Raw genomic sequence first — 23,070 nt, forward strand, 5'->3', positions numbered from 1 at the left:
TTTTTTTCGCCTATCTTTGCACATTCTTTAGTACTTAACACAGAGTACTTAATATTACTTATACATGACATTTCAGGATCTTAAATTACTTAAAAATATACAACAGGCACTTGCAGACGAAGGGTATGAAAACCCTACCCCGATACAGGAACAGGCCATCCCTATTATTTTAGAAGGAACCGACCTCGTAGGCTGCGCGCAGACAGGTACGGGTAAAACCGCTGCCTTTGCCATTCCTATACTTAACTCGCTGCACCACATTGTAGGCTCGGCTAAAAAAGTTAAATACATCCGCACACTTGTAGTTACACCTACTCGTGAACTTGCTTTACAGATAGGCGAAAGCTTTGACACATACGGAAAATATACAAACATTCGCCAGCTAACCATTTTTGGCGGTGTAAACCAGGTTTCACAAACAGATCAGCTTAAAAAAGGTGTAGACATTCTTATTGCTACCCCTGGAAGGCTGCTTGACCTCCACAAACAGGGATTCATCAATCTAGATCATCTGCACACACTTGTACTTGATGAGGCTGACCAGATGCTGGACATGGGCTTTATTAACGATGTAAAGAAAATTATCAAACTTACACCTGATAACAGGCAGACACTATTGTTTTCTGCTACTATGCCTGTAGCTATACGCGAACTGGCAGATAGTTTCCTTACCAAACCAAAATACGTTTCTGTAGCACCTATATCGTCAACAGCAGAAAGAGTTAAACAGCAAATATACTTCGTAGATAAGGGAGACAAGCGTAAACTGCTTTACCACCTTATACGCAACGAAAACCTTGATAACGTGCTTGTGTTTACACGTACAAAACATGGAGCAGACAATGTTGTAAAAGCACTTAAGAAAAATGGCGTTGAAGCAGGTGCTATCCACGGTGATAAATCGCAGGGAGCAAGACAGCGTGTGTTAGACCAGTTTAAAAATAAAGAAGTGGGCGTACTTGTTGCTACCGATATCGCTGCCCGTGGTATTGATATTGAAAGCCTGCCTTACGTTATAAACTTTGACCTTCCTAATATTCCTGAAACCTATGTACACCGTATTGGCCGTACCGGAAGAGCAGGAAGAGAAGGATTATCTATATCGTTTTGCAGCAAAGACGAACTTCCTTACCTAAAAGATATCGAAAAGCTTATCCGTCTCCAGATAAAGGTTATCGACGGTCACCCTTATCCATACCCTGAGGAAGTTGCTCCGGCACCGGGTGAAAAGAAAAAACCCGATCTTAGGAATAAGAATAAAAACAAGCCTGCCGGAAACGGAGGAAACGCTAACTCCAGAAAATCTGAAGCTTCGAAAAAAAATAAAAAACGCTGGTATTAATACCAGCGTTTTTGCGTTATAACATAGATTAATTATCTTCGCCCGAATAAAATAGAAACATGAAATACCTAATTATATCTCTTCTATTCGTCTGCACATCGGGATGGTCGCAGACAAAAAAGAAAACTGCACCTGCAAAACCAGTAGCCACAAAACCGGTTGTCTCGCCTGCAAAACCTGCTGCGGTCATAAAAGCAACTACAGCCGCAGAATGGGATGAGCTTGATAAAACATTCGTAGCTTTCTTTAAAGCGTTAGAATCACAGAATAAACAATCCTTCAGTTCGATAAGCCTTAAACAGGTTGATTGTGCCGAATGTCCCGCATCTGGTGAAGCCGGTGATGTTACCCACTTTGTACCTAACGAAATATTCTATATTACGGTAGCGTCAGATTTTAAAAAATCTCCGGTATATAAAGCCGTAACTAAAAGAGGGTATGCTTTCAACAGCATGATCTTAAAAGACTTTAAACCTGAGTTTTTACCCAAGGATGCTCCCGAAGACCTTAAGGTATATGAAGTTTGGGTTCAGACGTATAAGCCTGATGAGTTATCCAAAGGGCACAAAGGAACCAGCCATGCATTTCAGTTTGTAAAAGTTAACGGGGTATTTAGATTCTTCGGACTTACATCTCAATAAATTTTCATAACGTCGGGATTACCGGCGTTTTTTATAGTTACCTATCTCATTCAAACCAATCAACTATGAAACAAATAGTAACATCAATTATCCTAATTTTTACATTCGCCAGTACTACTGCACAAAATGTAAAAGTAATGAGTTATAACATCCGGCTGGATGTAGCCAGCGATGGCGAAAACCGCTGGGATAACCGTAAAGATATGCTGACTGCCCAGGTGCTGAAACTATCCCCTGATTTTATGGGCGTTCAGGAGGCACTTCCACAGCAGATAGACTATCTCAATGCAAATCTTAAAGGTTATAAATACATAGGTGTTGGCAGGGATGATGGTAAACGCGACGGCGAATTCTCGGCAATATTTTACAATGCATCGCAATACAAAATGTTGCAGCAATCGACATTTTGGTTATCTGAAACTCCTGACAAAGCTTCTTTTGGCTGGGATGCTGCCTGCAGAAGGGTATGCACCTACGGCCTTTTTGAAAATAGTAAGACCAAAAAGAAGATATGGATATTCAATACCCATTTTGACCATATAGGCGATGTTGCACGTGTTAACAGCGCTAGAATGATATTGGCTAAAATAAAGGAAGTGAATACAGAAAATCTTCCTTTTGCCCTTACGGGAGATTTTAACCTTGAAGACGACAGCGAAAGCATTAAGCTTCTAGGTGCAGACCTATCCGACGCTAAAAAAGTTGCCAAAAAAGTAAGCGGCCCGGTTGCAACTTTCAATAATTTTAATACAGATGAACCAGCTACTAAACGTATCGATTATATATTCGTTCCTAAAAATGGTGTCGATGTAACGAATTATAGGGTTATTGAAGAATTAAAATCTAACCGTTATCCTTCAGACCATTTTCCTGTATATGTTGAATTAAAAGTGAAGTAATCAAAAAGCCCTGAAATGATTCAGGGCTTTTCGTTTTTTCAAAATAATATATTGTTACTTAACAACCACTTTTGCTGTCTTTGTAAGTGCAGCAACACAAAACGGATTCGTAATTGCCATAGTTACCATACCGCCTTCCTGAGGGCTGTTTTTCTCTACATTTATAGTAGCAGTGTCGCCGTTAAACTGTACACTCTTTATACCAATACTGTTGCCTCCTGAATTTTTCTGACCAAGGAATAACACCACAACATTGTTTTCGGCAAAGTTTACAGCAGGTGCTTTTTCAAGATTTAATTCCCTGAAAATAACATCCAGTTCCTCCTGGGTATGAATTACTTCATATGACTCTGTTTCCCTTCCTCCATACTCACCTTGTTTTAAAATAGTGTAGGAGTTTTTAGAATCTGTCGCAGTTCCCTGTTTCGTTGAGCATCCCGTAATTACGGTAAGCAGCAATACGCTAAGCATTAAGATCTTTTTCATTATTTATGCATTTTTAAAGCTTTTCGGTATACCCTTTCATACATTGGCATTACTGCCTGTATGTCAAACTCCTGGGCAACCTTAAGCGCGTTAGACTTAAATTCAAACAGTACATTATCGTCAGACAATATAGATATTGCTTTTTGCGCCATATCATCTATATCACCAACATTACTAAGGTAACCCGAGTAACCCTCTCTATTCACTTCCGGTAGTCCCCCAGTATTACTAGAAATTACCGGTACTCCACTTGCCATTGCCTCAAGTGCTGCAAGTCCGAAACTTTCTGTTTCCGATGGTAAAAGGAAAAGGTCGGAGAAACACAAGATCTTACTGATCTCGTTGCTATTTCCAAAAAAGATAACCTTATCGCTAATACCCAGCTCTTCACAAAGTGCTTCTGCCGGAGCTTTCTCGGGGCCATCTCCCACCATCATTAGTTTTGCAGGCATAACTTTCTGCACCTCATTGAATATCCTTATAACATCAGGGATACGTTTTACTTTCCTGAAGTTACTAATATGGGTTAAAATCTTCTGTGTTTCTGTAGCCATTAACGAACGATGGCATTCAGACGTTTCATCGATACGGCTTTTATCTATCTCTATAAAGTTCGGGATAACTTCTATATCCCTTTTTATATCAAAAAGTCGGTAGGTAGCGTCTTTTAAGTCCTGAGATACCGAAGTTACGATATCTGAATGATTAATACTAAAGCTTACTGCCGGTTTATAGAACGGGTGGTTACCTACCAGTGTAATATCTGTACCGTGAAGCGTTGTAACCATAGGAATCCTAATTCCCTGTTCTTTCAGCATTTTCTTAGCCATATACCCAGCATACGCGTGTGGAATAGCATAGTGAACATGCAGCAATTCAATTCCATGTAACTTTACCATGTCTACAAGCTTGCTTGAAAGCGCTAACTCATACGGCTGGTAATGAAACAAAGGATATTCGGGAACGTGTACTTCGTGGTAATGTATATTGGGGTTAAGTAAAGCCAATCGAACGGGTTGGCTGTAAGTAATAAAGTGAATTTCATGACCCCTTCGGGCCAGTTCCAATCCAAGTTCGGTAGCAACAACACCACTACCTCCAAAGGTTGGATAACAAACTATTGCGATTTTCATATAATGTCAAAATAAAGGTAACGAAATTACATAAAAAAAACAGGCTACGCCTGTTTTGGTATTGAAATTAACGTAATAGTTATCTGTCATGAAAACTAGCGTTTCAGCATCTTTTCATAAAGGTCTATCCAGTTTTGCGGAGTCATTTTAGAAACCAGCTGTCCTATAAGTTCATACGGAATAGCTTCCGGTTTTTTGAACCGGATGCAACTCTTCCCCATATCCAGTTTAAACTTGCTATGGTTAGGAAATTCACCCACGAACCAATCGTATAATGCTGCATCGGCGTAAACACCCATGTGGTAGACGGCGACGAAATTCTTTTGGGAAGCGATACTTAAAAACGGCAATGGCAGCTTTGGGTCGCAATGGTAGCCCGGCGCATAGATTGCATGCGGAATAACCCATCCCAGCATACCGTAACTAATGCATTCCTCAAAACCTGAAGGAAGGTTAGTAGAAATTACCTCTCTAAGCTTTTCTATAGCCGCTTTCCTGTCCTCGGGAAGGCTATCTATATATTCCTGCGGTGTAGTTGCTGACGATTGCATATTCTTAGGTTTATAGTTTTGGTTACCTTGCTATTATGTTTATCAATTCAAATTACCGAATCACCAAATAACCAAATGATCGTTTATTCTATAATTGCGTCCTGAATTGCTTTCTGAATATCTTCCCTGATGTTTTCCTTAGAAAGCCTGTTTTCCGATGCTTCCGGATACGTACGGTTAGACAGGAACACATACACGATTTCCGTTTCGGGATCTGCCCAAGTCATAGTACCTGTAAAACCAGTGTGCCCAAAGCTCGACTTAGAAACACATCCGCATGTTGGCCCCGATTTTTCAATCTGTGGCTTATCAAATCCAAGTCCCCTCCTATTACCCTCCTTACAGGCATAGCACGTATTAAAGGTATCAAATGTTTTAGCCGAAAAATACTGCTTACCACCATAGTTACCTTTTTGAAGATACATCTGCATGATCTTGGCAACATCCATAGCATTAGAGAATAGCCCTGCATGGCCCGCAATACCATCTTCCATCGCTGCGCCCATATCATGAACATATCCCTGAATTACCTGGTAACGGAAATAGTTATCAATTTCTGTTGGCGGTATGTTACACATATCCCATTTACGCAAAGGGTTATATGATGTATATGCCGCCCCAAGTGGCTTATAAAAGGCGTCCTGACTCAATACATCAAGCGGTTTGCCCGTCATATTTTCAAGATATTCTTTAAGCAGTATAAAGGAGAAGTCGCTGTATTTATATTCTTTTTTCTTAAGCAGTTTACTATCGGCAATGCGTTTCACGATTGTATCTTCATACCCTTTTACAAGGAAAAGGTTTTCCGCCACCTGATTAGGAAATTCTGCACTATACATTTTCCTGTATAACAGCGAATCCGGCCTCTTGTTGCTGTCAAGCGTTTCCTGATAGAAAGGTATCCATGCCTGGAAACGTGCCTGGTGTAACAACATATCTTTCAGCGTAATGTTTTTCTTGTCGGTATCAGCAAAAGCCAGAAGCATATCCCCTAGTTTAGCATCAAGGTTCACTTTTCCTTTATCGTACAATTGCATAAGGTTAGGCAAAGTAGCAAGTATCTTTGTTAATGATGCAACATCATATACATCGGCATTTTTTACTTTCACATCATTATCATAGGTATGGTAACCAAACGATTTCTGATAAATGACTTTTCCCTTTCGTGCCACAAGTACCTGTAGTCCGGGTGTCATCTTCTCATTAATAGCACGTTGTGCAATCAAATCGATCTTACTTAGCTTAGCCGAGCTCATAGCTACGTTTTCAGGCGTAGTAAATCCGAGCCTGTTGGTTGTTTTGGTAAACAATCCATCATTAAGTTTAAACGAAGATCCTAACGTTACCGGTAATTGCCCTTTAGAGCCTAAAGCACCAAAAACAATTTCGGCGGCAACGGTCTGCGATATCTCATTATTTTGGTACGCAAGCACAACCGTTTTAATATTCTTAAAGCTTTTAATAGGCATTAGCGAATACGGCTTGGCAAAATGCGTAAATATTACACGTTTGTTTTTAGCGATAGTATCAAGCCATACCAGCTCCTTAGCCGATAATTCGTGTTTTTTCCATGCGCCATCAGCCTTATGATAACCCACAATAACTGTGGTATAATCTTTAAGTTTAGCCGAAAGTATCTTAAGTGTATCCTCCTGAACTTCGGTAACGTCTGCATATTTCTGAAGCGTCTTCAGGTAAACCGAACCGTCATCATCACCCAACTTTACATAGGCTATCTTTTCTTTTTCAATATCCATAACCGGTACTACTTCCTGATCATTCTTTAAAACCGTAACTGCATTTTCGTACAATTGGTAATTCAGGTCGTCGTACTCATGTCCGTTAAGTTCATTGTATAAATTTTTAAGGTCGATAGGCTTATATTTATTAAGCCCTCCCCTGAATTTATATGCTAATATTTTCTTTACCGAAAACTGTAAACGTTCATCAGATAAAGTACTATCAGCATACGCCTGACGGAACTTTTCTATAGCCACAGGTACATTTTCTGCAAACAGTAACACATCGTTACCCGCTAAAAATGCCTCAAGGTCTATGTCTCCCGGTTGCATGTAGCCGCTGGCACCTTTCATATTAAGCGCATCGGTAAAAATAAGGCCTTTAAAGCCCAGCTCATCCTGAACAATATTCGTCACCACATTATACGATAGTGATGTAGGATAGTTCTTCGTAGGCTCAAGGCTTGGCACATTAAGGTGCGCGACCATTATACTGGACAAGCCCTCCGCAAACAGTTTCCTGTAAGGATAAAATTCAATATCGTAAAGTCGTTCTTTTGTAAAGTTCAAGAAAGGTAATGAGTGGTGCGAATCGGTTGAAGTATCTCCATGCCCCGGAAAGTGTTTTCCTGTAGCAAATACACCCTGGCTTTGTATACCACGCATCAATGCTGATGCCCTTTCGGTAACCTTAAACCTATCTTCACCAAACGATCGGTTACCGATGATAGGATTAACAGGATTTGTATTGATATCTAATACAGGTGCAAAGTTAAAATGGATACCCATTCGTTTTGCCTGGATAGCCATCTGCTGACCCATTTTTTCAATGAGTTTCATATCCTGCACTGCACCAAGTGTCATATTCCACGGATAGCGATAAGTAGAATCAAGCCTCATGCTTAAGCCCCATTCTGCATCAATGCCGATGAATAACGGTAGTTTTGCTTTCGACTGAAAACGGTTGGTAAGCCTTGCCTGCCTAACCGGACCACCCTGAAAAAAAATAAGCCCGCCGATCTTATAGTCCATAATAAGTTTATCTATCCCCCTTACATGGGCAGAGTCTTTATTAGAATAAGCAGCGACCATAAACAGCTGTCCGACTTTTTCCTCGAAAGAAAAGCCATTGTACACGCTGTCTACCCATTTTCTCTCAGCTTCTGACTTATAATCACTGAAAACACGTGCCTTTTGGGCAGATACAACCTGAACGGCTAACAAGAAAACTACTATGAAAAACCTCATTAAATAATTGTATTTTTTTAAATAACAAATCATCATTACCGATTGCTAATGATGATTCTTATATTGTTCTATTGGTGTAAAGTATGCTAAAAAAAGCGACTGTGCCAGCTTTCTCCTGCAGGTACTTCCCAATAATCCTGCCATTCTCCTACGGTATTCACTAAATTATTAAACACAATGGTATTAGCAGATACGGCTTTTTCTTTCGCCATTTTCTTAAAGTCGATAAGCGTTTTATAAGCGATATGTTCCCCCAGTTTAAAGGTTACATTCATCTTATCCAGCAGGTCAACTCCAAACTTTTGTTCCAACGCCTGTATAAACTGTACAGATGCATCTATAGAACAGCCTGTAGCAGCCTGAACCTCCTGATTAATCGCGATAATAATAAATCTGTTGTATTTTATTTGATAAGAAGCCTCAAGTCCGGCGCCATGAGCTGCCCAGCCTTCAAGAAATGCTTGTAGTGATGCTTCTATCTCGGAAACTTCCTCTTCAGAAAATTTCCTGTTCGACTGGTAAATCCAAATTCTGGATTCTTCAGGCAGTGTTTCAAACGGAACGTACATAATTGTTTTTCTTATAAATCCTTCGCATTGGCAATTAATTCTGCCACATCCATTACTTTAACGTCATGCTCCCTGTTTTTAGCTTTAACGCCATCAGTTAGCATGGTATTGCAAAACGGACAACCCGCTGCAATAATTTCAGGCTGAGTTTCAAGAGCATCTTCTGTTCTCTCTACGTTCACATCCTTATTTCCTTTTTCAGGCTCTTTAAACATCTGGGCACCACCGGCACCACAACAAAGCCCGTTAAGTTTAGAGCGTTTCATCTCTACAAGCTCGGCATCCAGTTTTTCCATAAGGTCACGCGGAGCCTCATAGATATTATTGGCACGCCCGAGATAGCAAGGGTCATGAAACGTAATTTTCTTACCTTTAAACTGGCCACCTTCAATAGTAAGCCTGCCATCATCCAGAAGCGATTTTAAAAACTGCGTGTGGTGAACCACCTCATAGCTTCCGCCAAGTCCCGGATATTCATTTTTTATGGTATTGAAGCAATGTGGGCATGCGGTTACAATTTTCTTAACCTCATACGCATTAAGTACCTCAATATTCATCATTGCCTGCATCTGGAATAAAAACTCATTACCAGCTCTTTTAGCGGGGTCTCCGGTACAGCTTTCTTCTGTTCCCAAAACAGCAAAAGGTACCTTTGCACTGTTAAGTATCTTTACAAATGCTTTGGTTATTTTTTTAGCTCTGTCATCAAAACTTCCTGAACAGCCAACCCAGAATAAAACTTCCGGTTGCTGTCCCGAAGCCATCATGTCGGCCATCGTGGGAACTGTAAAATTTTCCTGATTCATAATCTTGATTATTCGTGCTTTCCGTCGTCAAAAACCTGGATAGTAACTTCTTTATCAATTAGGTTGGTAAATTTACCTCTGTAACGTGTTGCTTTAACAAGGTGGTTGTCTATCCAGTGATAGTTACCTCCCCTTGGTTTGCCCATAAGCATACCGTGGTATTTAAAACCATGCTCTTTAAGCCAGTTTTCGGTAATTTCCCTGTGCGCCTCAGTACGCGATGTAAAGAAGAATATAATATGCCCTTCATCATACCATCCGTTAAGTGTTTCCAATGCATCAGGATACACCGCCGCTGTAACCATCCTTTCGGGCTCCTCATTGGGTATATCGTCACAAATAGTGCCGTCTATATCAATAAGGTAGTTTTTAATCCCATCAGGAAGTATAGGGCTTAAATGTTCGCCATTTTCTGTAATCGGCTGTAAGTTTTTGTCGATGTCTTCCGCTTTCATTATGCTTCGTCTTTCCAGTTTAACCTGTCCATCTGGCTGTACTGCCATGGCGCTCCATTGTTCTCAATATTTGTCATCATCCCGTTAAGCTCAACAGGTGCAGCACTCTGCTCCATTACAAGGAACCTTCGCATATCCATGATAATAGAAAGCGGGTCTATGTTTACAGGGCAGGCCTCTACACAACCGTTACAGGTAGTACAAGCCCATAGCTCTTCGGGGGTAATATAATCGTTAAGCAGCGATTTGCCGTCGTCAACAAATATGCCTTTATTTTTATCAATATTTCTGCCAACTTCTTCCAGCCTGTCGCGGGTATCCATCATGATCTTTCTTGGAGAAAGTTTCTTTCCGGTAATATTTGCCGGGCAGGATTCGGTACAACGACCACATTCTGTACACGTGTAGGCATTCATCAACTGAACCCAGTTAAGATCCTGAACATCGCTTGCACCAAATTTGGCAGGTTCCTCACCTTCGGCAGCCGGCGGTGCAGCAGCAAACAGATCGGCATTTGGATCCATCATTAGTTTAACCTCATTGGTAACCGAATCAAGGTTCTCAAATTTACCCTTCGGTTTAAGGTTAGCAAAGTATGTGTTGGGAAATGCAAGTAATATGTGAAGGTGTTTAGAAAAGTACAGGTAATTCATGAAGATCATGATACCAACTATATGCAGCCACCACGCTGTTCTTTCGATGATAATTACCGTCCCTTCAGACATACCATTGAAGATAGGCGATAAAAATCCTGAAACAGGAAAAGCACCGGCCTGTGTGTAATGATGCGCCCCTATCGACTGAAGATACCCATCGGCAGCATTCATCGTCAGGAAAAACACCATCAATACCATTTCAAAGTATAAAATGTAGTTAGCATCGCTTTTAGGCCATCCTTTAAGGTCGCTATGTATAAATCTTTTTAGTTTGATGATATTCCGTCTGATCCAGAAAACAGTAACAGAGAAAATTACACCAAAAGCCAGTATCTCAAAAAAGCCGATAAGGAAATTATAAAAGCCTCCCATAAATGAGAAAAGCCTGTGCGTACCAAAGATACCGTCTATTATAATTTCAAGAAGCTCAACGTTTATAATTACAAAGCCAACGTAAACAATAATGTGTAAAATACCCATTACCGGTTTACGTACCATTTTAGATTGCCCCAGTGCTATAAGAGCCATATTGCCCCAACGCTCAGACGGATTATCAAAACGGTCTATATCCCTTCCTAATTTTATATTGCGGAAAAGTTTTTTCACATTGAGTGCAAAATAGCCAAAGCCTACAGCAAGCACTACAACAAAAAGGATATTATCTATATAGCTCATATAATAAGGGTGATTGGGCTAAACCGTTTCCTATTTTTTCTCTTCAACAACTACTTTTTCTGTGTAAGGCGTAGCTTTCTTACCAAATACAGAGAAATGAACGTAACGCTTAGGATTGTTTTTAAAGTCCGCCAAAAGTTCTTTCAGCTCTTTAGAGGCATCCGTAAGGTTATTATACATCGCTTCGTCTTTCATAAGTTTACCAAGTGTACCTTTACCAGACTGAACATCGTTCATAAGGTTATCCACCTTCGCCAATGAATGCTCCAGGTTTCTAACTGTCTGTGCAATATTAGCCGCATCTATTGAATCCGATAATTTTGCGAAGTTAGCCGAGGTACGGTTAAGGTTTTTCATTGTAGCATCAATGTTTCCTTTATTTCCGGCTATCGATCCGTTTAACGAACGTGCAGCACTGCTAAACTCTTTCATGGTATTGCTCATTTCGGCAATAGCAATGCGAAGGTTTTGCTGTGTCTTATCGTCGAATATATTATTAACCCTGTGCAATAAACTATCCGCAGAAACAACAGTAGCCTCAACTTTAGTTTGTAGCGGAGAAAGTTTTTCTCCTACCGCAGAAAGCATTCCCGGCTTAAGTCCGGCCTGGAAATAATCGTTATCCTCTGCTAAAGTTTTATCGTTCATATTCGGGATAATCGCAATTTGCTTACCTCCAATAAACCCCGGCTCATATAAAGTAGCATTACTGGTTTTGGAAATAGGGAAATCGGTTTTAACCTGCATTTCGATTAGAAGATCTCCTTCTTTATGATCTGTAAATGTTATTGAAGTTACTTTACCTACTATAAGTCCGTTAAGGGTTACAGGTGCTGATGGTGAAAGCCCTTCAACATTTTTATAGACAACGTAATATGTTTTATACGAATTAAATAGATCCCTTCCCTTTAAAAAGTAATAACCCCATATAAATAATAATATGGATCCTATAACTAATACCGCGGTTTTAACTTCTCTAGATACTTTCAAAATGAATAATTTTTTAACAAATGTAGGACAATAATTTTACAAAAATGTGAATATTACTTTAAAGCTTTACAACACTCTATTTTTTAAGTGCTTCTTCCATTTTTATTTTTTTGCCGTCTTTAAATGGAACTAAAAACGCCGAAGAAAAGCCCTTTGCTTTAGCTTGGGCCAGCAGTTCTTTAGCATCATCATAGTCAGAAGTCTGTCCGTAAAAATATTTTATAACAGCAGTACTGTCATCTTTACTCAGGTCTTTAAGTCCGTTAAAGTTAGACGGCACAAGTTCCAGCTGCTTGCCACTAGCGGCAATCTGAACTTTAAATATAACTCCTTTAGCAGATCCTGCAGCTGCAGGTGCCGCAACAGGTATCGGTTTATCGTCTGCTTTCGGCTTTGTGTCTTTTACTGCTACAGGCTCTTTATAGTCATGATTTGTAACACTTCCCGATATAAAATAATCCTTTTTATAAGCCAGGATAGCTTTAACAATAGCCTCTGCCATATCATCCTGCCCGCTGTCTGAACTTAAAAATTCTCCTTCCGGCTTGTACGATATAAAACCAAGTTCTATAAGAATACTTGGCATAGCAGTTTGGTTAAGTACTAAAAACGGTCCCTGCTTTACACCTCTCTTTTTTCTCTTTACATTATCTGTAAAGTTCTCTTCAACTTTACTTGCAAGATCAAGGCTCTGATTGATAAAAGCTTCATGCTGTAACGTCAGTCCTAATAAAGATTCCGGTCGGTTAGGATCAAATCCGCCATAGGTAACCTTATAATCTTTCTCTAACGTAATAACAGCATTCTCCTTTTTAGCTACTTCAAGGTGTGAAGCATTCTTTGTTGGACCCATCACGAAAGTCTCTGTACCAAATGCTGTTTTCTTTGCCTCACCGTTGCAGTGTATAGACACGAAAATATCGGCATTAGCCTTATTCGCTATTCTCGGCCTGTCGATAAGTTCTATAAAGACATCTGTTTTTCGTGTAAAGATCACATCTACAGAAGGATCTTTTTCAAGAAGCTTACCTACCTTTAATGCTACATTAAGCGCGATATTTTTCTCGATATAATCGTGATAAATTGCACCGTAATCTTTACCGCCGTGCCCTGCGTCAAGGACAACTTTAAATTTTGAATTATCCTGCCCAAAAGTTGCAGTAGTAAATGCAATAAATGTAAAAAACGCCAGTTTTAGATTCATGTTCCCCGTCATTGTAATATAGATATTTTTCTGCTTGTGTTATAATTACATTTAGTGATTTATTTTGCCAAAAATATTGTAAGTTTGACACTTTTAAAATAAGCCACTTTTTACAAAAATAGTATTAAAACCGTTGCGTACAAACTTATTTCATATCGTTTTATTATCAATTTTCCTAACAATGGGAAGCTTGAAGCTTTCGGCGCAGGAAAAAACCATTAAATCTAATCCGATACCTGCTGAAAAACAGAAGAATACTTTCCCTGAAGCAAAAAAAGAAACAGACACTTTACCTGTAACCGAAATTCCTGTAAAATTATCTGTAAACGATACTAATAAGAAAAAGAACGGCCTGGATGCTATTATTAGACGTACTGCTGAGGACTACGAAAAAATAGATCAGGTTAAAAAAGAGATAGAGCTTTATAATAAAGCCGAGCTATTCTATAAAGATATAGAACTCAAAGCTGGTAAAATTATTATGAAGTATGACAAAGACGAGGTTTTCGCCGGAAGGATAAAAGACTCGCTTGGCAACTACTCACAATACCCGTATTTTAAACAGGGAAATAATATCGTTGAGGCCGACTCCATTCACTTTAACAGCAAAACTAAAAAAGCAAGGATTTGGAACTCACGTTCTGATCAGGGCGAATTTAGGGTGAAGGGTGAAATTACAAAAAGGGAAAACGACTCTGTATATTACATTAAAGGCGCACGATTTACTACATCTAAAAACATAGACGACCCGGAATATTATTTCTATGCGAGAAAAATAAAACTGGTACCCGGAAAAAAAGTTGTTGTGGCAACCACTAACATGTACATTGCAGATGTACCTACTCCCCTTGCCTTACCATTTGCTTTTTTCCCAATGAGCGATAAAGCCGAATCAGGTTTTATACCGCCAACGTTTGGTGATAATAACAGGCAGGGATATTTCCTTCAGAATGGCGGATATTATTTCGCCATGGGTGAGCATTATGACTTAGCAGTAACAGGAGATTACTATACTAACGGAAGTTACGGTTTGCGTTTTGCTTCACAATACGCCAACAGGTATAAATATAGCGGTAATATTAATATCCGTTTTGAAAACATCATTAACAGCGAAAGAGGCTTGCCGGATTATTCCCGTTCAAAAAACTACAACATTCAGTGGAGCCATAGCCAGGATGCTAAATCGAACCCTAACTCAAGATTTTCTGCAAGTGTAAACTTAGGTTCGAGTAAGTTTTACCGAAATTCACTTAATACTATAAATGTTGGATCGTCGCTAAATAATACACTTTACTCATCTGTGTCGTATTCCAAGACATTCCAGTCGGTGCCGCAGGTTAACATGTCGCTTACTGCTACACATAGTCAAAACACAAACAGCCAGTCTATAACTATGTCTCTACCTACCTTTCAGGCAAGTGTAGACCGTATTTTCCCTTTTGCATCAGAAGACGCTCCTAAAAAAGGTATCATCAAAAATATTAACCTTCAGTATAGCGTAAAAGGTGAGAACAGAATAAATACTACCGACTCACTTTTCTTTAAACCAGAGATGTTCAGGGATGCAAAAACAGGAATGCAGCATATTATCCCTATAAGTACCAACTTTAAGGTATTTAAACACTTTAGCGTATCTGCGAGCAGCACTTACACAGAAAGCTGGGTGCTAAACACTATTAGAAGAGAATACAATCCGGTAATACAAAAAGACACACTTATTTCTAACGTAAGAGGTTTTGACTCTTTCAGAACCTATAACTTTTCATCAAGTGTCGGAACAACCATTTACGGTATGTTTAATTTTGGTGAAGACAAAAAGATACAGGCAATACGCCACGTAATGCGTCCTTCAATATCATACACCTATACACCAAGCTTCGACAGATATTATGACAGGTATGAAATTGATGCTACAGGAACACAATACAGAGAATATTCAAGATTTCAGGACGGGCTTTACGGAGCACCTAACCAAAACTACTCGAATCTGATAGGAATTTCAGTAAACAATACTTTTGAAGCCAAAGTTAGAAACGACGACGAGAACGACACAAAAGGCGAACCTAAAAAAGTAATGTTATTAAATAATCTTACGTTCAACACCAGTTATGATATGGCTGCTGATTCATTAAAGTGGTCGCCGTTAAGAGTATCAGGTGGTACAAATCTTTTTAAAGATAAGATGAACCTTAATTTTGCTACAACTTTAGACCCATATGCTATAAACAGTGCCGGAAGAAGGATAGATACTTACAACATTAATAATGGTGGTAGCCTTTTCAGGATGACAAGCGCCAACGTTACGGTAAACTACTCTATATCGAGTAGTGATGGCAAAGGAGATGGTAAAGATAAAAACAGCCAGACGGCACGTAATGGTGGCCGTGAGGATGATCTGTTTGGGCAGGCGGCAGATCAGCTAACTGACAACAGAACAAGTATGTTTAAGGACGAAGATGAGGAGGATGCGGAGTCGGATAAATCCGAAGGTGGTTTCTTTAGCGCTAAACTCCCGTGGAATTTAAGGCTTGCCTATTCCCTAACCTACGGAAACAATAACAGGGAAAGAAAAATTACAGGAAATTCAGTAATGGTTTCAGGAGACCTGGATATCACCCCCCGTTGGAAGATGGGCTTTTCTACAGGTTATGACTTTGTACAAAACGGCGTAACCTTTACGCAATTACGTTTTGAACGCGACCTGTTAAGCTGGAGAATGGACTTTAATTGGGTTCCATTTGGAGACAATACTTATTGGGGCTTCTTCATAGGAATTAAATCATCTGTACTTAGCGATATCAAATGGGATAAACGACAAGTACCGGACAGGCAATTACAGTAGTTTTATGAGCACACGTTTACTAATCCTGATTTTTAGTGTACTTTTTTTTAATCTTAATTACGCTCAGGATTTCCATTGGGTTAGACAATTAAGGGGCGTTAATTCAGATTATAGTGATGAAATAAAAGCTATAACTGTAGATAATAACAATAATTCCTATGTTATTGGAGAAACAAATTCTTACTCTTTCGATCTTGACCCGACAGAATCAGGTACAGATATTGTAATTAACAATATTCAAAACTTCCACGCAGCTTATATTGTAAAGGTGGACGAAGACGGAAACTACAAGTGGGGTAAAATGTTCGGAAATTTCAGGCGTGGAGATTATCCTATAGGAATAAAAGTTGGCACAGACGGTAATATTTATGCCGCTGTAAGTGTAAGCGAGGAGATAAGTGATAATAATGCTGACACTTATATTAATGTTATGAAATTCACCCCGGAAGGTATAATTCTTTCGGAAAATAAAATACCCCAACATTACAGCCAAAATAATGGTCTACATCCATTATCTTTTGAATTGGATGCGCAAAACAATATTTACATAACCGGATGGTTCACCGGTGTAATACCTATCAGCACAACCAATACTTCATTAAACTTATCTGCTATAGGAGCTTCTTACTTTCTAATAAAAATAAATAATATTGGAAACATTGCCTGGACAAAACAGTTTGATCTTAATTCAAATATGTATTCAAATATTAAAATACGGCCTGATGGTAATTTAAATATTGCTTTATATTCAGATGCTGATACTAACTATAAATTATACAATATAAATACTACTAACGGATCTATAATCTGGGAAAAAGAATTTCAGAATCAGTCAGCTCAAAATCTACATGTTTCAAACAATGCGATTATAATTTCGGGAACAAACGGTTTTGATGTACCAATTGATGTTGATCCATCTGCAACATCTGTCGTTACTGTAACCGCACAAAATTATCTTCTTTTTCTTGACCTCAATGGTAGCTTTGTAGACGTAAAGGAATTTTTTAACCCATCAAGCTTTGAGCAACTACGCATCACCGCTATTACTACAGACGAAAATAACAAATGCTTTATAACCGGTACATTTTATAATACGGTAGACTTTAATCCGAATCCGTCGGGGATTTTTAACATGACGGCAACAGGACAATACGCCGAAGCATTTTATGTGATATTTGATGAAAACAGGAATTTTGAAGATGCTTTTAAATTTGGTGATGAAAACCCTAAATTAGATCCATATCACAATTGCTACAGTATCAAAATTTCAGATTTAAAAGTTATTGACGATATCAGTTACATTGCGGGTAATTTTTTTTGGTCCTGCGACTTTGACCCTTCGCCAGTGGCAGCAAATACGTTGAAAACAATACAAATTTCAACAATAAACAGCGATGGGTTCATTCAAAAACTTGGTACATGTAACGATAACCCTCCGGTAAGAAATCAAAATCAAGAATTTTGCTCCGCTGAAATACCAACTGTTAGTAGCTTAAGTCCACAATCATCTTCTATAAAATGGTATGGCGCACAATCTGATGTCGCTCCGCTTGCCGGCAATGTTGCTCTTATTGACGGGCATACTTATTATGTTTCTAAAAAATCTGGCAATTGCCCTGAAAGTGCAAGAATGGCGGTAACTGTAACAATAAAGCCCAGCCCTGGCCCACCAACTTCAACAGATCAGATATTTTGCAAGTCAGAAAATGCAAAACTTCAGGATATGATTATTTCCGGACAAGATATAAAATGGTATAATACAGCAAACGGAGCAGAAGAACTTTTACCTGAAACTTTACTCTTAAACGCTACATATTATGCTACACAGACTTTAAATGGATGTGAAAGCTTAAGAAATGCTATTAAGGTAACTATTGACGACACTCCTGAACCAATAGTAGCAACAGAACAAACTTTTTGTTTTAAAGACAATCCTTCGATAAATTCAATTTCAGCTACTGGCCAAAACATTAAATGGTATGCATCATTAACTGATAGCACTACGATTCCCTCCGAAACATTGCTTCAGGATGACACAATTTACTATATCACGCAAACCCTGAATAATTGTGAAAGCTTAAGAAAATCTATTCATGTTGTAATTCAGAATACTCCTCCGCCTGCCGCTTCTCAAAATCAGACACTATGTGCTATGCAAACTCCAACATTAGATGATATAGTAATTGAGGGCAGTAATATAAAATGGTATGACAATGATATAAATAGGACCGTAGTTCCTGCTACAACAGAACTACAGGATGGTTATACATATTTTGCCACACAAACTATAAACGGATGCGAAAGTATATTACGCACACCTATAAAAATAACGCTTATAACTAAATTAAACGGTAATGATTATCAGGAAACAATTTGCGACAAGTTAAACGACGGTATAGAAAATGTAGATCTTAAAGGTTTTAATAATCAAATCATTGAGGATGCCTCAAGCTATAACTTCGAATACTATCTTACACTTAACGGCGCTTTAAAGGAATTTGCAACAGAAAGAATTTCGCAACCTGAAAATTATGTAATTCCATCTGGCGATAAAACTATATATGTCAGGATAACGGCTACAAATGGCTGTTTTCAAGTAGTAAAGTTAAATCTAACATTATTTACATTTACTAATGTAAATCTAAACGAAGATATAATACTTTGTAAAGACAAAAGTGTAATGTTAAATGCCGGTAATAATTTTGATAGTTACGTATGGTCTACTGGTGCCAAAACAGAATCGATACTAGTAAGGAAACCAGGAGATTATAAAGTAGAAATTACAAAAAATATTGGAAATGTTTTCTGTACATCTCTTAAAAGTTTCACAGTAACAGAATCTCAGCCCGCTGTAATTACTAATATCAAAACCACAGACTGGACAGATAACAACAATGCCATTACAATATACACTGAAGGATCAGGAAACTATGAATACTCAATAGATGGCATTTACTACCAGTCGGATAACACCTTCTCAAACCTAGCATACGGATTATATACTGTTTATGTTAAAGACAAAAATGGATGCGGAATCACCGATGAAGAAATAGTATTATTAATGTATAGTAAATTTTTCACACCAAATGGTGATGGTACAAATGATACCTGGTCTATAAAATACTCTTTCTATGAAAAAGATATAAAAGTAAATATCTTAAACCGATATGGTAAAATCTTAACAAACCTTAAACCCGGAGAATCCTGGGATGGAAAATATAATGGACACGAGGTCCCTTCTGATGATTATTGGTTCGTGGTCAACAGAGCAAACGGAAAACAACACAAAGGTCATTTCTCACTAATACGATAAATATGAAAAAAATCATCTTTACCGATAAGGCACCCGCCCCTATCGGTCCGTACAGCCAGGCGGTATTATCAGGCAACACACTTTACACATCTGGACAAATACCATTACACCCCGTAACAGGAGAGCTTGTAACAGGCGATATCGAGACTGAGACCAAACAGGTTATGGAAAACATGAAAGCTGTTTTAGAAGCTGCCGACATGACGTTTGAGAATGTTGTAAAGTCGACAATCTTTATTAGCAACATGGACGATTTCGCTAAGATAAACGGCGTATACGCTGCTTATTTCAACGAAAAAACCGCTCCTGCAAGAGAAACGGTTCAGGTGGCAAAACTGCCTAAAAACGTAAATGTAGAAATATCTATGATTGCTGTGCAATAGCCTGCAAAAAACAAATCTGCCGATGCGGGGTTTGTGGCTAGTGACACGTTGTGCACATCGCAAACCCTAATCAGCATATTTACATATATTATTTGTTTAGTTCATGGTATTCAATGAGACCATCAATTGGCCTTCTTAATACATTCCCTAATTTAAGTCCATTTTTAGAAAGTACCTCTCCAAGCTCTGCTTTAAGATAAAATGCAATAGACCCTACAAAATGCACAGGCACTTCGTGAGCGTTGTCATACTGCGTAATGTAGCAATCTACAAACACCTGCATTGCCTCAGTAATAATTCCTTTAATAAACTCATTATCTTTATTCTGGATAAGGAATTTAGCAAACGTTGCAAGGTATGCATTTGGGTTTGGCTCTTTGTACAGGTTATGCTTAATTACATCAGCATCAAGATTGTACTCAGATTCAAATTTTTTAGCCAGGTCAGCCGGCATTTTATTGAAATAATAAGCACGTACAAGGTCACGTCCAAAACGGTTACCACTACAGTCGTCCATAGCAATATACCCTAATGACTGTACTTTTTGGTGAAGCTCTTCTCCATCAAAATAGCTACAGTTAGAACCTGTACCAAGTATACATACTATAGCTTTATCATTGGTTGGGTTTGTGGCGTAAGCAGCTGCGTACGTATCTTCTTTCACCGTAATTTCAGCTTTAGGAAAAAACTCCTGAAAGATACCTTTCATAAAATTCTTCATCCTATCTGTACCGCAACCGGCACCGTAGAAAAAAAGTTCTGTAACTTCGTTTCTGTTATTGTATATATCAAATCGGGCTTCAAGACGCTCTAGAGCTTCCTCCCTATTAATAACTTCGGGGCTCAGTCCTAAAGTCTGGGTGTTAAAAAGCCTGTTGCCATTGTCGTCAAGAGCAATCCAATCGGCTTTTGTAGCACCACTGTCTACTAATAATTTCATTTTCTTTGGGTAAATTTGAGTTAAGTTTGAGTCTTGTTTGTAAATGTAACTGCCTAACCAGGTTACTCTTAAGTTAAATAAATATTAAGCTCTACATAAAAAAACAAAGTCCCGCCTTTCTTTTCAAAAAGCGGGACAAGTTATAAAAATATTATAAAGATGCAATGTGCACCGATAGATCTATAAGTTTGCTTGAGTAACCATACTCATTATCATACCATGAAACGATCTTGAAGAACGTAGAATTAAGGCCAATTCCGGCTTTAGCATCTACAATACTTGTTCTTGAATCTGAAACGAAATCCTGAGATACTACGTCATCTTCAGTAAATCCAAGAATACCTTTAAGGTTAGTTTCAGAAGCATTCTTAAGAACGCTCATTATTTCTTCATAAGTAGTTTCTTTAGCCACTTTTACGGTAAGGTCTACTACAGACACATCAACTGTAGGAACACGGAAAGACATTCCGGTTAGTTTTCCGTTTAGAGCCGGAATTACTTTACCTACTGCTTTTGCAGCACCTGTTGACGATGGAATAATATTTACGCTTGCAGCACGTCCGCCTCTCCAGTCTTTTCTTGAAGGTCCGTCTGTTGTCATCTGCGTAGACGTTGTAGCGTGAACAGTTGTCATTAATCCTTCTACGATACCAAAGTTATCATCGATAACTTTTGCCAGAGGAGCAAGACAGTTTGTAGTACATGAAGCATTAGAAACAACAGTGTCTGAAGCTGTAGCTTTATCATGGTTTACCCCCATTACAAACATTGGCGCATCTGCCGATGGCGCAGAGATAATAACTTTTTTAGCTCCACCTGTAATGTGCTGTTGTGCTGTTTCAAGTGTAGTGAAAAAACCTGTACACTCAGCAACTACGTCTACACCTACTTCATCCCACTTAAGGACTTTCGGATCTTTTTCAGCAGTTACCCTGATGTGTTTACCGTTTACATAAAGCTGTCCGTCTTTAACTTCTACAGTTCCTGCAAAACGGCCGTGTACTGAATCATATTTTAATAGATAGGCCAAATGGTCTACGTCAAGAAGGTCGTTGATTGCTACAACCTCAACATTATCCCTGTTGAAGGTTTCGCGGAAAACAATTCGACCAATTCTGCCGAAACCGTTTATTCCTAATTTAACTTTTGTCATTGTGAATAGATGTTTTTTGTTGTTGTTAATTATATCGAAACGATGTCTGATACCCTAATTAATTCTTTATCCACTTGTGATTTGCCTTTAACAGCCAGCTCTAGCGGAACGAGCACTATTTCATCTTTTATAAGGCCAGCCATATAATTAGACTCACCTGCTAAAAGGCTTTCTACAGCTTTAACACCCAGTCTGCTTGCCAGTACCCGGTCAAAACAAGATGGCGCGCCACCACGCTGCATATGCCCTAATATAGATACACGCACGTCATACTCCGGCATGTTCTCCTCTACATAATCTTTAAGCTCAAAAGCATTCTTACCAATCTTATCACCTTCAGCGATAACAACGATACTGGATGATTTGCCCGATGCCTTACTTTTGCGTAATGAATCAAGTAGCCTGTCAAGTCCCATATCTTCTTCAGGAATAAGGATCTCCTCTGCACCTGCACCTATACCTGTATTCAACGCAATGTGTCCTGCATCACGCCCCATAACCTCTATAAAGAAAAGCCTGTTATGTGAGCTGGCAGTATCCCTGATTTTATCTATAACCTCAACAACTGTATTAAGTGCTGTGTCATAGCCAAGTGTAAAGCTTGTACCGAAAATATCATTGTCAATAGTTCCAGGTATACCTATTACGGGGAAGTTAAATTCCTGGTTGAAAAGAAGTGCTCCGGTAAAGCTACCGTTACCACCAATAACCACAAGGGCATCAATGTTATTCTTAACCAGGTTTTCGTGAGCTTTTACACGTCCTTCAGGAGTCATAAACTCTTTAGATCGTGCCGATTTTAATATCGTACCTCCTTTGTTGATTATATTATTTACGCTACGCGGGCCCATCTCTTTAAAATCGCCTTCTATCATTCCCTGGTAACCTCTGTAGATACCTGCACATTCTATGTTATGGTAAGCACATGTACGCACTACAGCTCTGATAGCGGCATTCATTCCCGGTGAATCTCCACCCGATGTAAGCACGCCTATTTTTTTTATGTTAGCTGACATTTTTTAGTATTTGATTGTAAAATTAATAA

19 protein-coding genes are annotated in these 23,070 nt (G+C 38.8%); 6 read left to right on the top strand and 13 right to left on the bottom strand.

Annotation, left to right across the window (positions count from 1 at the left end):
* The first annotated feature begins 64 nt into the window (after positions 1-64).
* From ALW18_03485 to ALW18_03495, 3 genes are all read left to right on the top strand, one after another.
* Entirely contained in the window at positions 65-1,342 is a 1,278-nt protein-coding gene (locus tag ALW18_03485) for an RNA helicase (GenBank protein ID AOE51656.1), read from the top strand.
* A gap of 59 nt (positions 1,343-1,401) precedes the next feature.
* Complete coding sequence (locus ALW18_03490) at positions 1,402-1,983, top strand: hypothetical protein (protein ID AOE51657.1); 582 nt, start codon at positions 1,402-1,404, stop codon at positions 1,981-1,983.
* A 65-nt stretch (positions 1,984-2,048) separates the two neighbouring features.
* Complete coding sequence (locus ALW18_03495) at positions 2,049-2,882, top strand: endonuclease/exonuclease/phosphatase (GenBank protein AOE51658.1); 834 nt, start codon at positions 2,049-2,051, stop codon at positions 2,880-2,882.
* A gap of 54 nt (positions 2,883-2,936) precedes the next feature.
* Here the strand turns inward: ALW18_03495 and ALW18_03500 are convergent, their stop codons facing one another.
* The 10 genes from ALW18_03500 to ALW18_03545 form a co-directional block, all read right to left on the bottom strand.
* On the bottom strand, positions 2,937-3,368 hold the full coding sequence (locus ALW18_03500; GenBank protein AOE51659.1) for a hypothetical protein: 432 nt from the start codon (positions 3,366-3,368) through the stop codon (positions 2,937-2,939).
* Positions 3,368-4,501: an N-acetyl-alpha-D-glucosaminyl L-malate synthase gene (locus tag ALW18_03505; protein AOE51660.1), complete on the bottom strand. Its 1,134-nt coding sequence runs from the start codon at positions 4,499-4,501 to the stop codon at positions 3,368-3,370. Before ALW18_03505 ends, ALW18_03500 begins: the two co-directional genes overlap by 1 nt.
* 95 nt (positions 4,502-4,596) lie before the next feature.
* Positions 4,597-5,052, bottom strand: coding sequence for a hypothetical protein (locus ALW18_03510; protein ID AOE51661.1), 456 nt, complete (start codon positions 5,050-5,052; stop codon positions 4,597-4,599).
* A gap of 83 nt (positions 5,053-5,135) precedes the next feature.
* Positions 5,136-8,039 carry a beta-N-acetylglucosaminidase gene (locus ALW18_03515; GenBank protein ID AOE51662.1) on the bottom strand — a complete coding sequence of 968 codons (2,904 nt, stop codon included), beginning with the start codon at positions 8,037-8,039 and terminating at the stop codon, positions 5,136-5,138.
* Between the two features lie 86 nt (positions 8,040-8,125).
* Positions 8,126-8,608 carry an ABC transporter ATPase gene (locus tag ALW18_03520; GenBank protein AOE51663.1) on the bottom strand — a complete coding sequence of 161 codons (483 nt, stop codon included), beginning with the start codon at positions 8,606-8,608 and terminating at the stop codon, positions 8,126-8,128.
* A gap of 11 nt (positions 8,609-8,619) precedes the next feature.
* Positions 8,620-9,414: a CoB--CoM heterodisulfide reductase gene (locus ALW18_03525; GenBank protein ID AOE51664.1), complete on the bottom strand. Its 795-nt coding sequence runs from the start codon at positions 9,412-9,414 to the stop codon at positions 8,620-8,622.
* An 8-nt stretch (positions 9,415-9,422) separates the two neighbouring features.
* Complete coding sequence (locus ALW18_03530) at positions 9,423-9,869, bottom strand: phosphoheptose isomerase (GenBank protein AOE51665.1); 447 nt, start codon at positions 9,867-9,869, stop codon at positions 9,423-9,425.
* Positions 9,869-11,200 (bottom strand): Fe-S oxidoreductase, encoded by a 1,332-nt coding sequence (locus ALW18_03535; protein AOE51666.1) that lies wholly within the window; start codon positions 11,198-11,200, stop codon positions 9,869-9,871. Before ALW18_03535 ends, ALW18_03530 begins: the two co-directional genes overlap by 1 nt.
* Positions 11,201-11,230: 30 nt before the next feature.
* Positions 11,231-12,190, bottom strand: a complete 960-nt coding sequence (locus tag ALW18_03540; GenBank protein AOE51667.1) for an organic solvent ABC transporter substrate-binding protein — start codon at positions 12,188-12,190, stop codon at positions 11,231-11,233.
* Between the two features lie 76 nt (positions 12,191-12,266).
* Entirely contained in the window at positions 12,267-13,406 is a 1,140-nt protein-coding gene (locus ALW18_03545; GenBank protein ID AOE51668.1) for an N-acetylmuramoyl-L-alanine amidase, read from the bottom strand.
* Positions 13,407-13,527: 121 nt separating this feature from the next.
* Between ALW18_03545 and ALW18_03550 the strand changes: the two genes are divergently transcribed.
* From ALW18_03550 to ALW18_03560, 3 genes are read left to right on the top strand one after another with little or no spacing between them, the layout of a single operon-like run.
* Entirely contained in the window at positions 13,528-16,236 is a 2,709-nt protein-coding gene (locus tag ALW18_03550; GenBank protein AOE51669.1) for an organic solvent tolerance protein OstA, read from the top strand.
* Positions 16,237-16,240: 4 nt separating this feature from the next.
* Positions 16,241-19,549, top strand: a complete 3,309-nt coding sequence (locus ALW18_03555) for a hypothetical protein (protein AOE51670.1) — start codon at positions 16,241-16,243, stop codon at positions 19,547-19,549.
* A 2-nt stretch (positions 19,550-19,551) separates the two neighbouring features.
* On the top strand, positions 19,552-19,932 hold the full coding sequence (locus tag ALW18_03560; GenBank protein AOE51671.1) for a reactive intermediate/imine deaminase: 381 nt from the start codon (positions 19,552-19,554) through the stop codon (positions 19,930-19,932).
* 88 nt (positions 19,933-20,020) lie between these two features.
* Here the strand turns inward: ALW18_03560 and ALW18_03565 are convergent, their stop codons facing one another.
* From ALW18_03565 to ALW18_03575, 3 genes are all read right to left on the bottom strand, one after another.
* The gene (locus ALW18_03565; protein ID AOE51672.1) at positions 20,021-20,872 is read right to left on the bottom strand and encodes an N-acetylglucosamine kinase; all 852 of its coding nucleotides are present in this window, start codon (positions 20,870-20,872) and stop codon (positions 20,021-20,023) included.
* 151 nt (positions 20,873-21,023) lie between these two features.
* On the bottom strand, positions 21,024-22,025 hold the full coding sequence (locus ALW18_03570) for a glyceraldehyde-3-phosphate dehydrogenase (protein AOE51673.1): 1,002 nt from the start codon (positions 22,023-22,025) through the stop codon (positions 21,024-21,026).
* A 29-nt stretch (positions 22,026-22,054) separates the two neighbouring features.
* Positions 22,055-23,041: a 6-phosphofructokinase gene (locus ALW18_03575; protein AOE51674.1), complete on the bottom strand. Its 987-nt coding sequence runs from the start codon at positions 23,039-23,041 to the stop codon at positions 22,055-22,057.
* Positions 23,042-23,070: the final 29 nt, after the last annotated feature.

This window comes from Flavobacterium psychrophilum (assembly GCA_001708385.1).
GTDB lineage: Bacteria > Bacteroidota > Bacteroidia > Flavobacteriales > Flavobacteriaceae > Flavobacterium > Flavobacterium psychrophilum_A.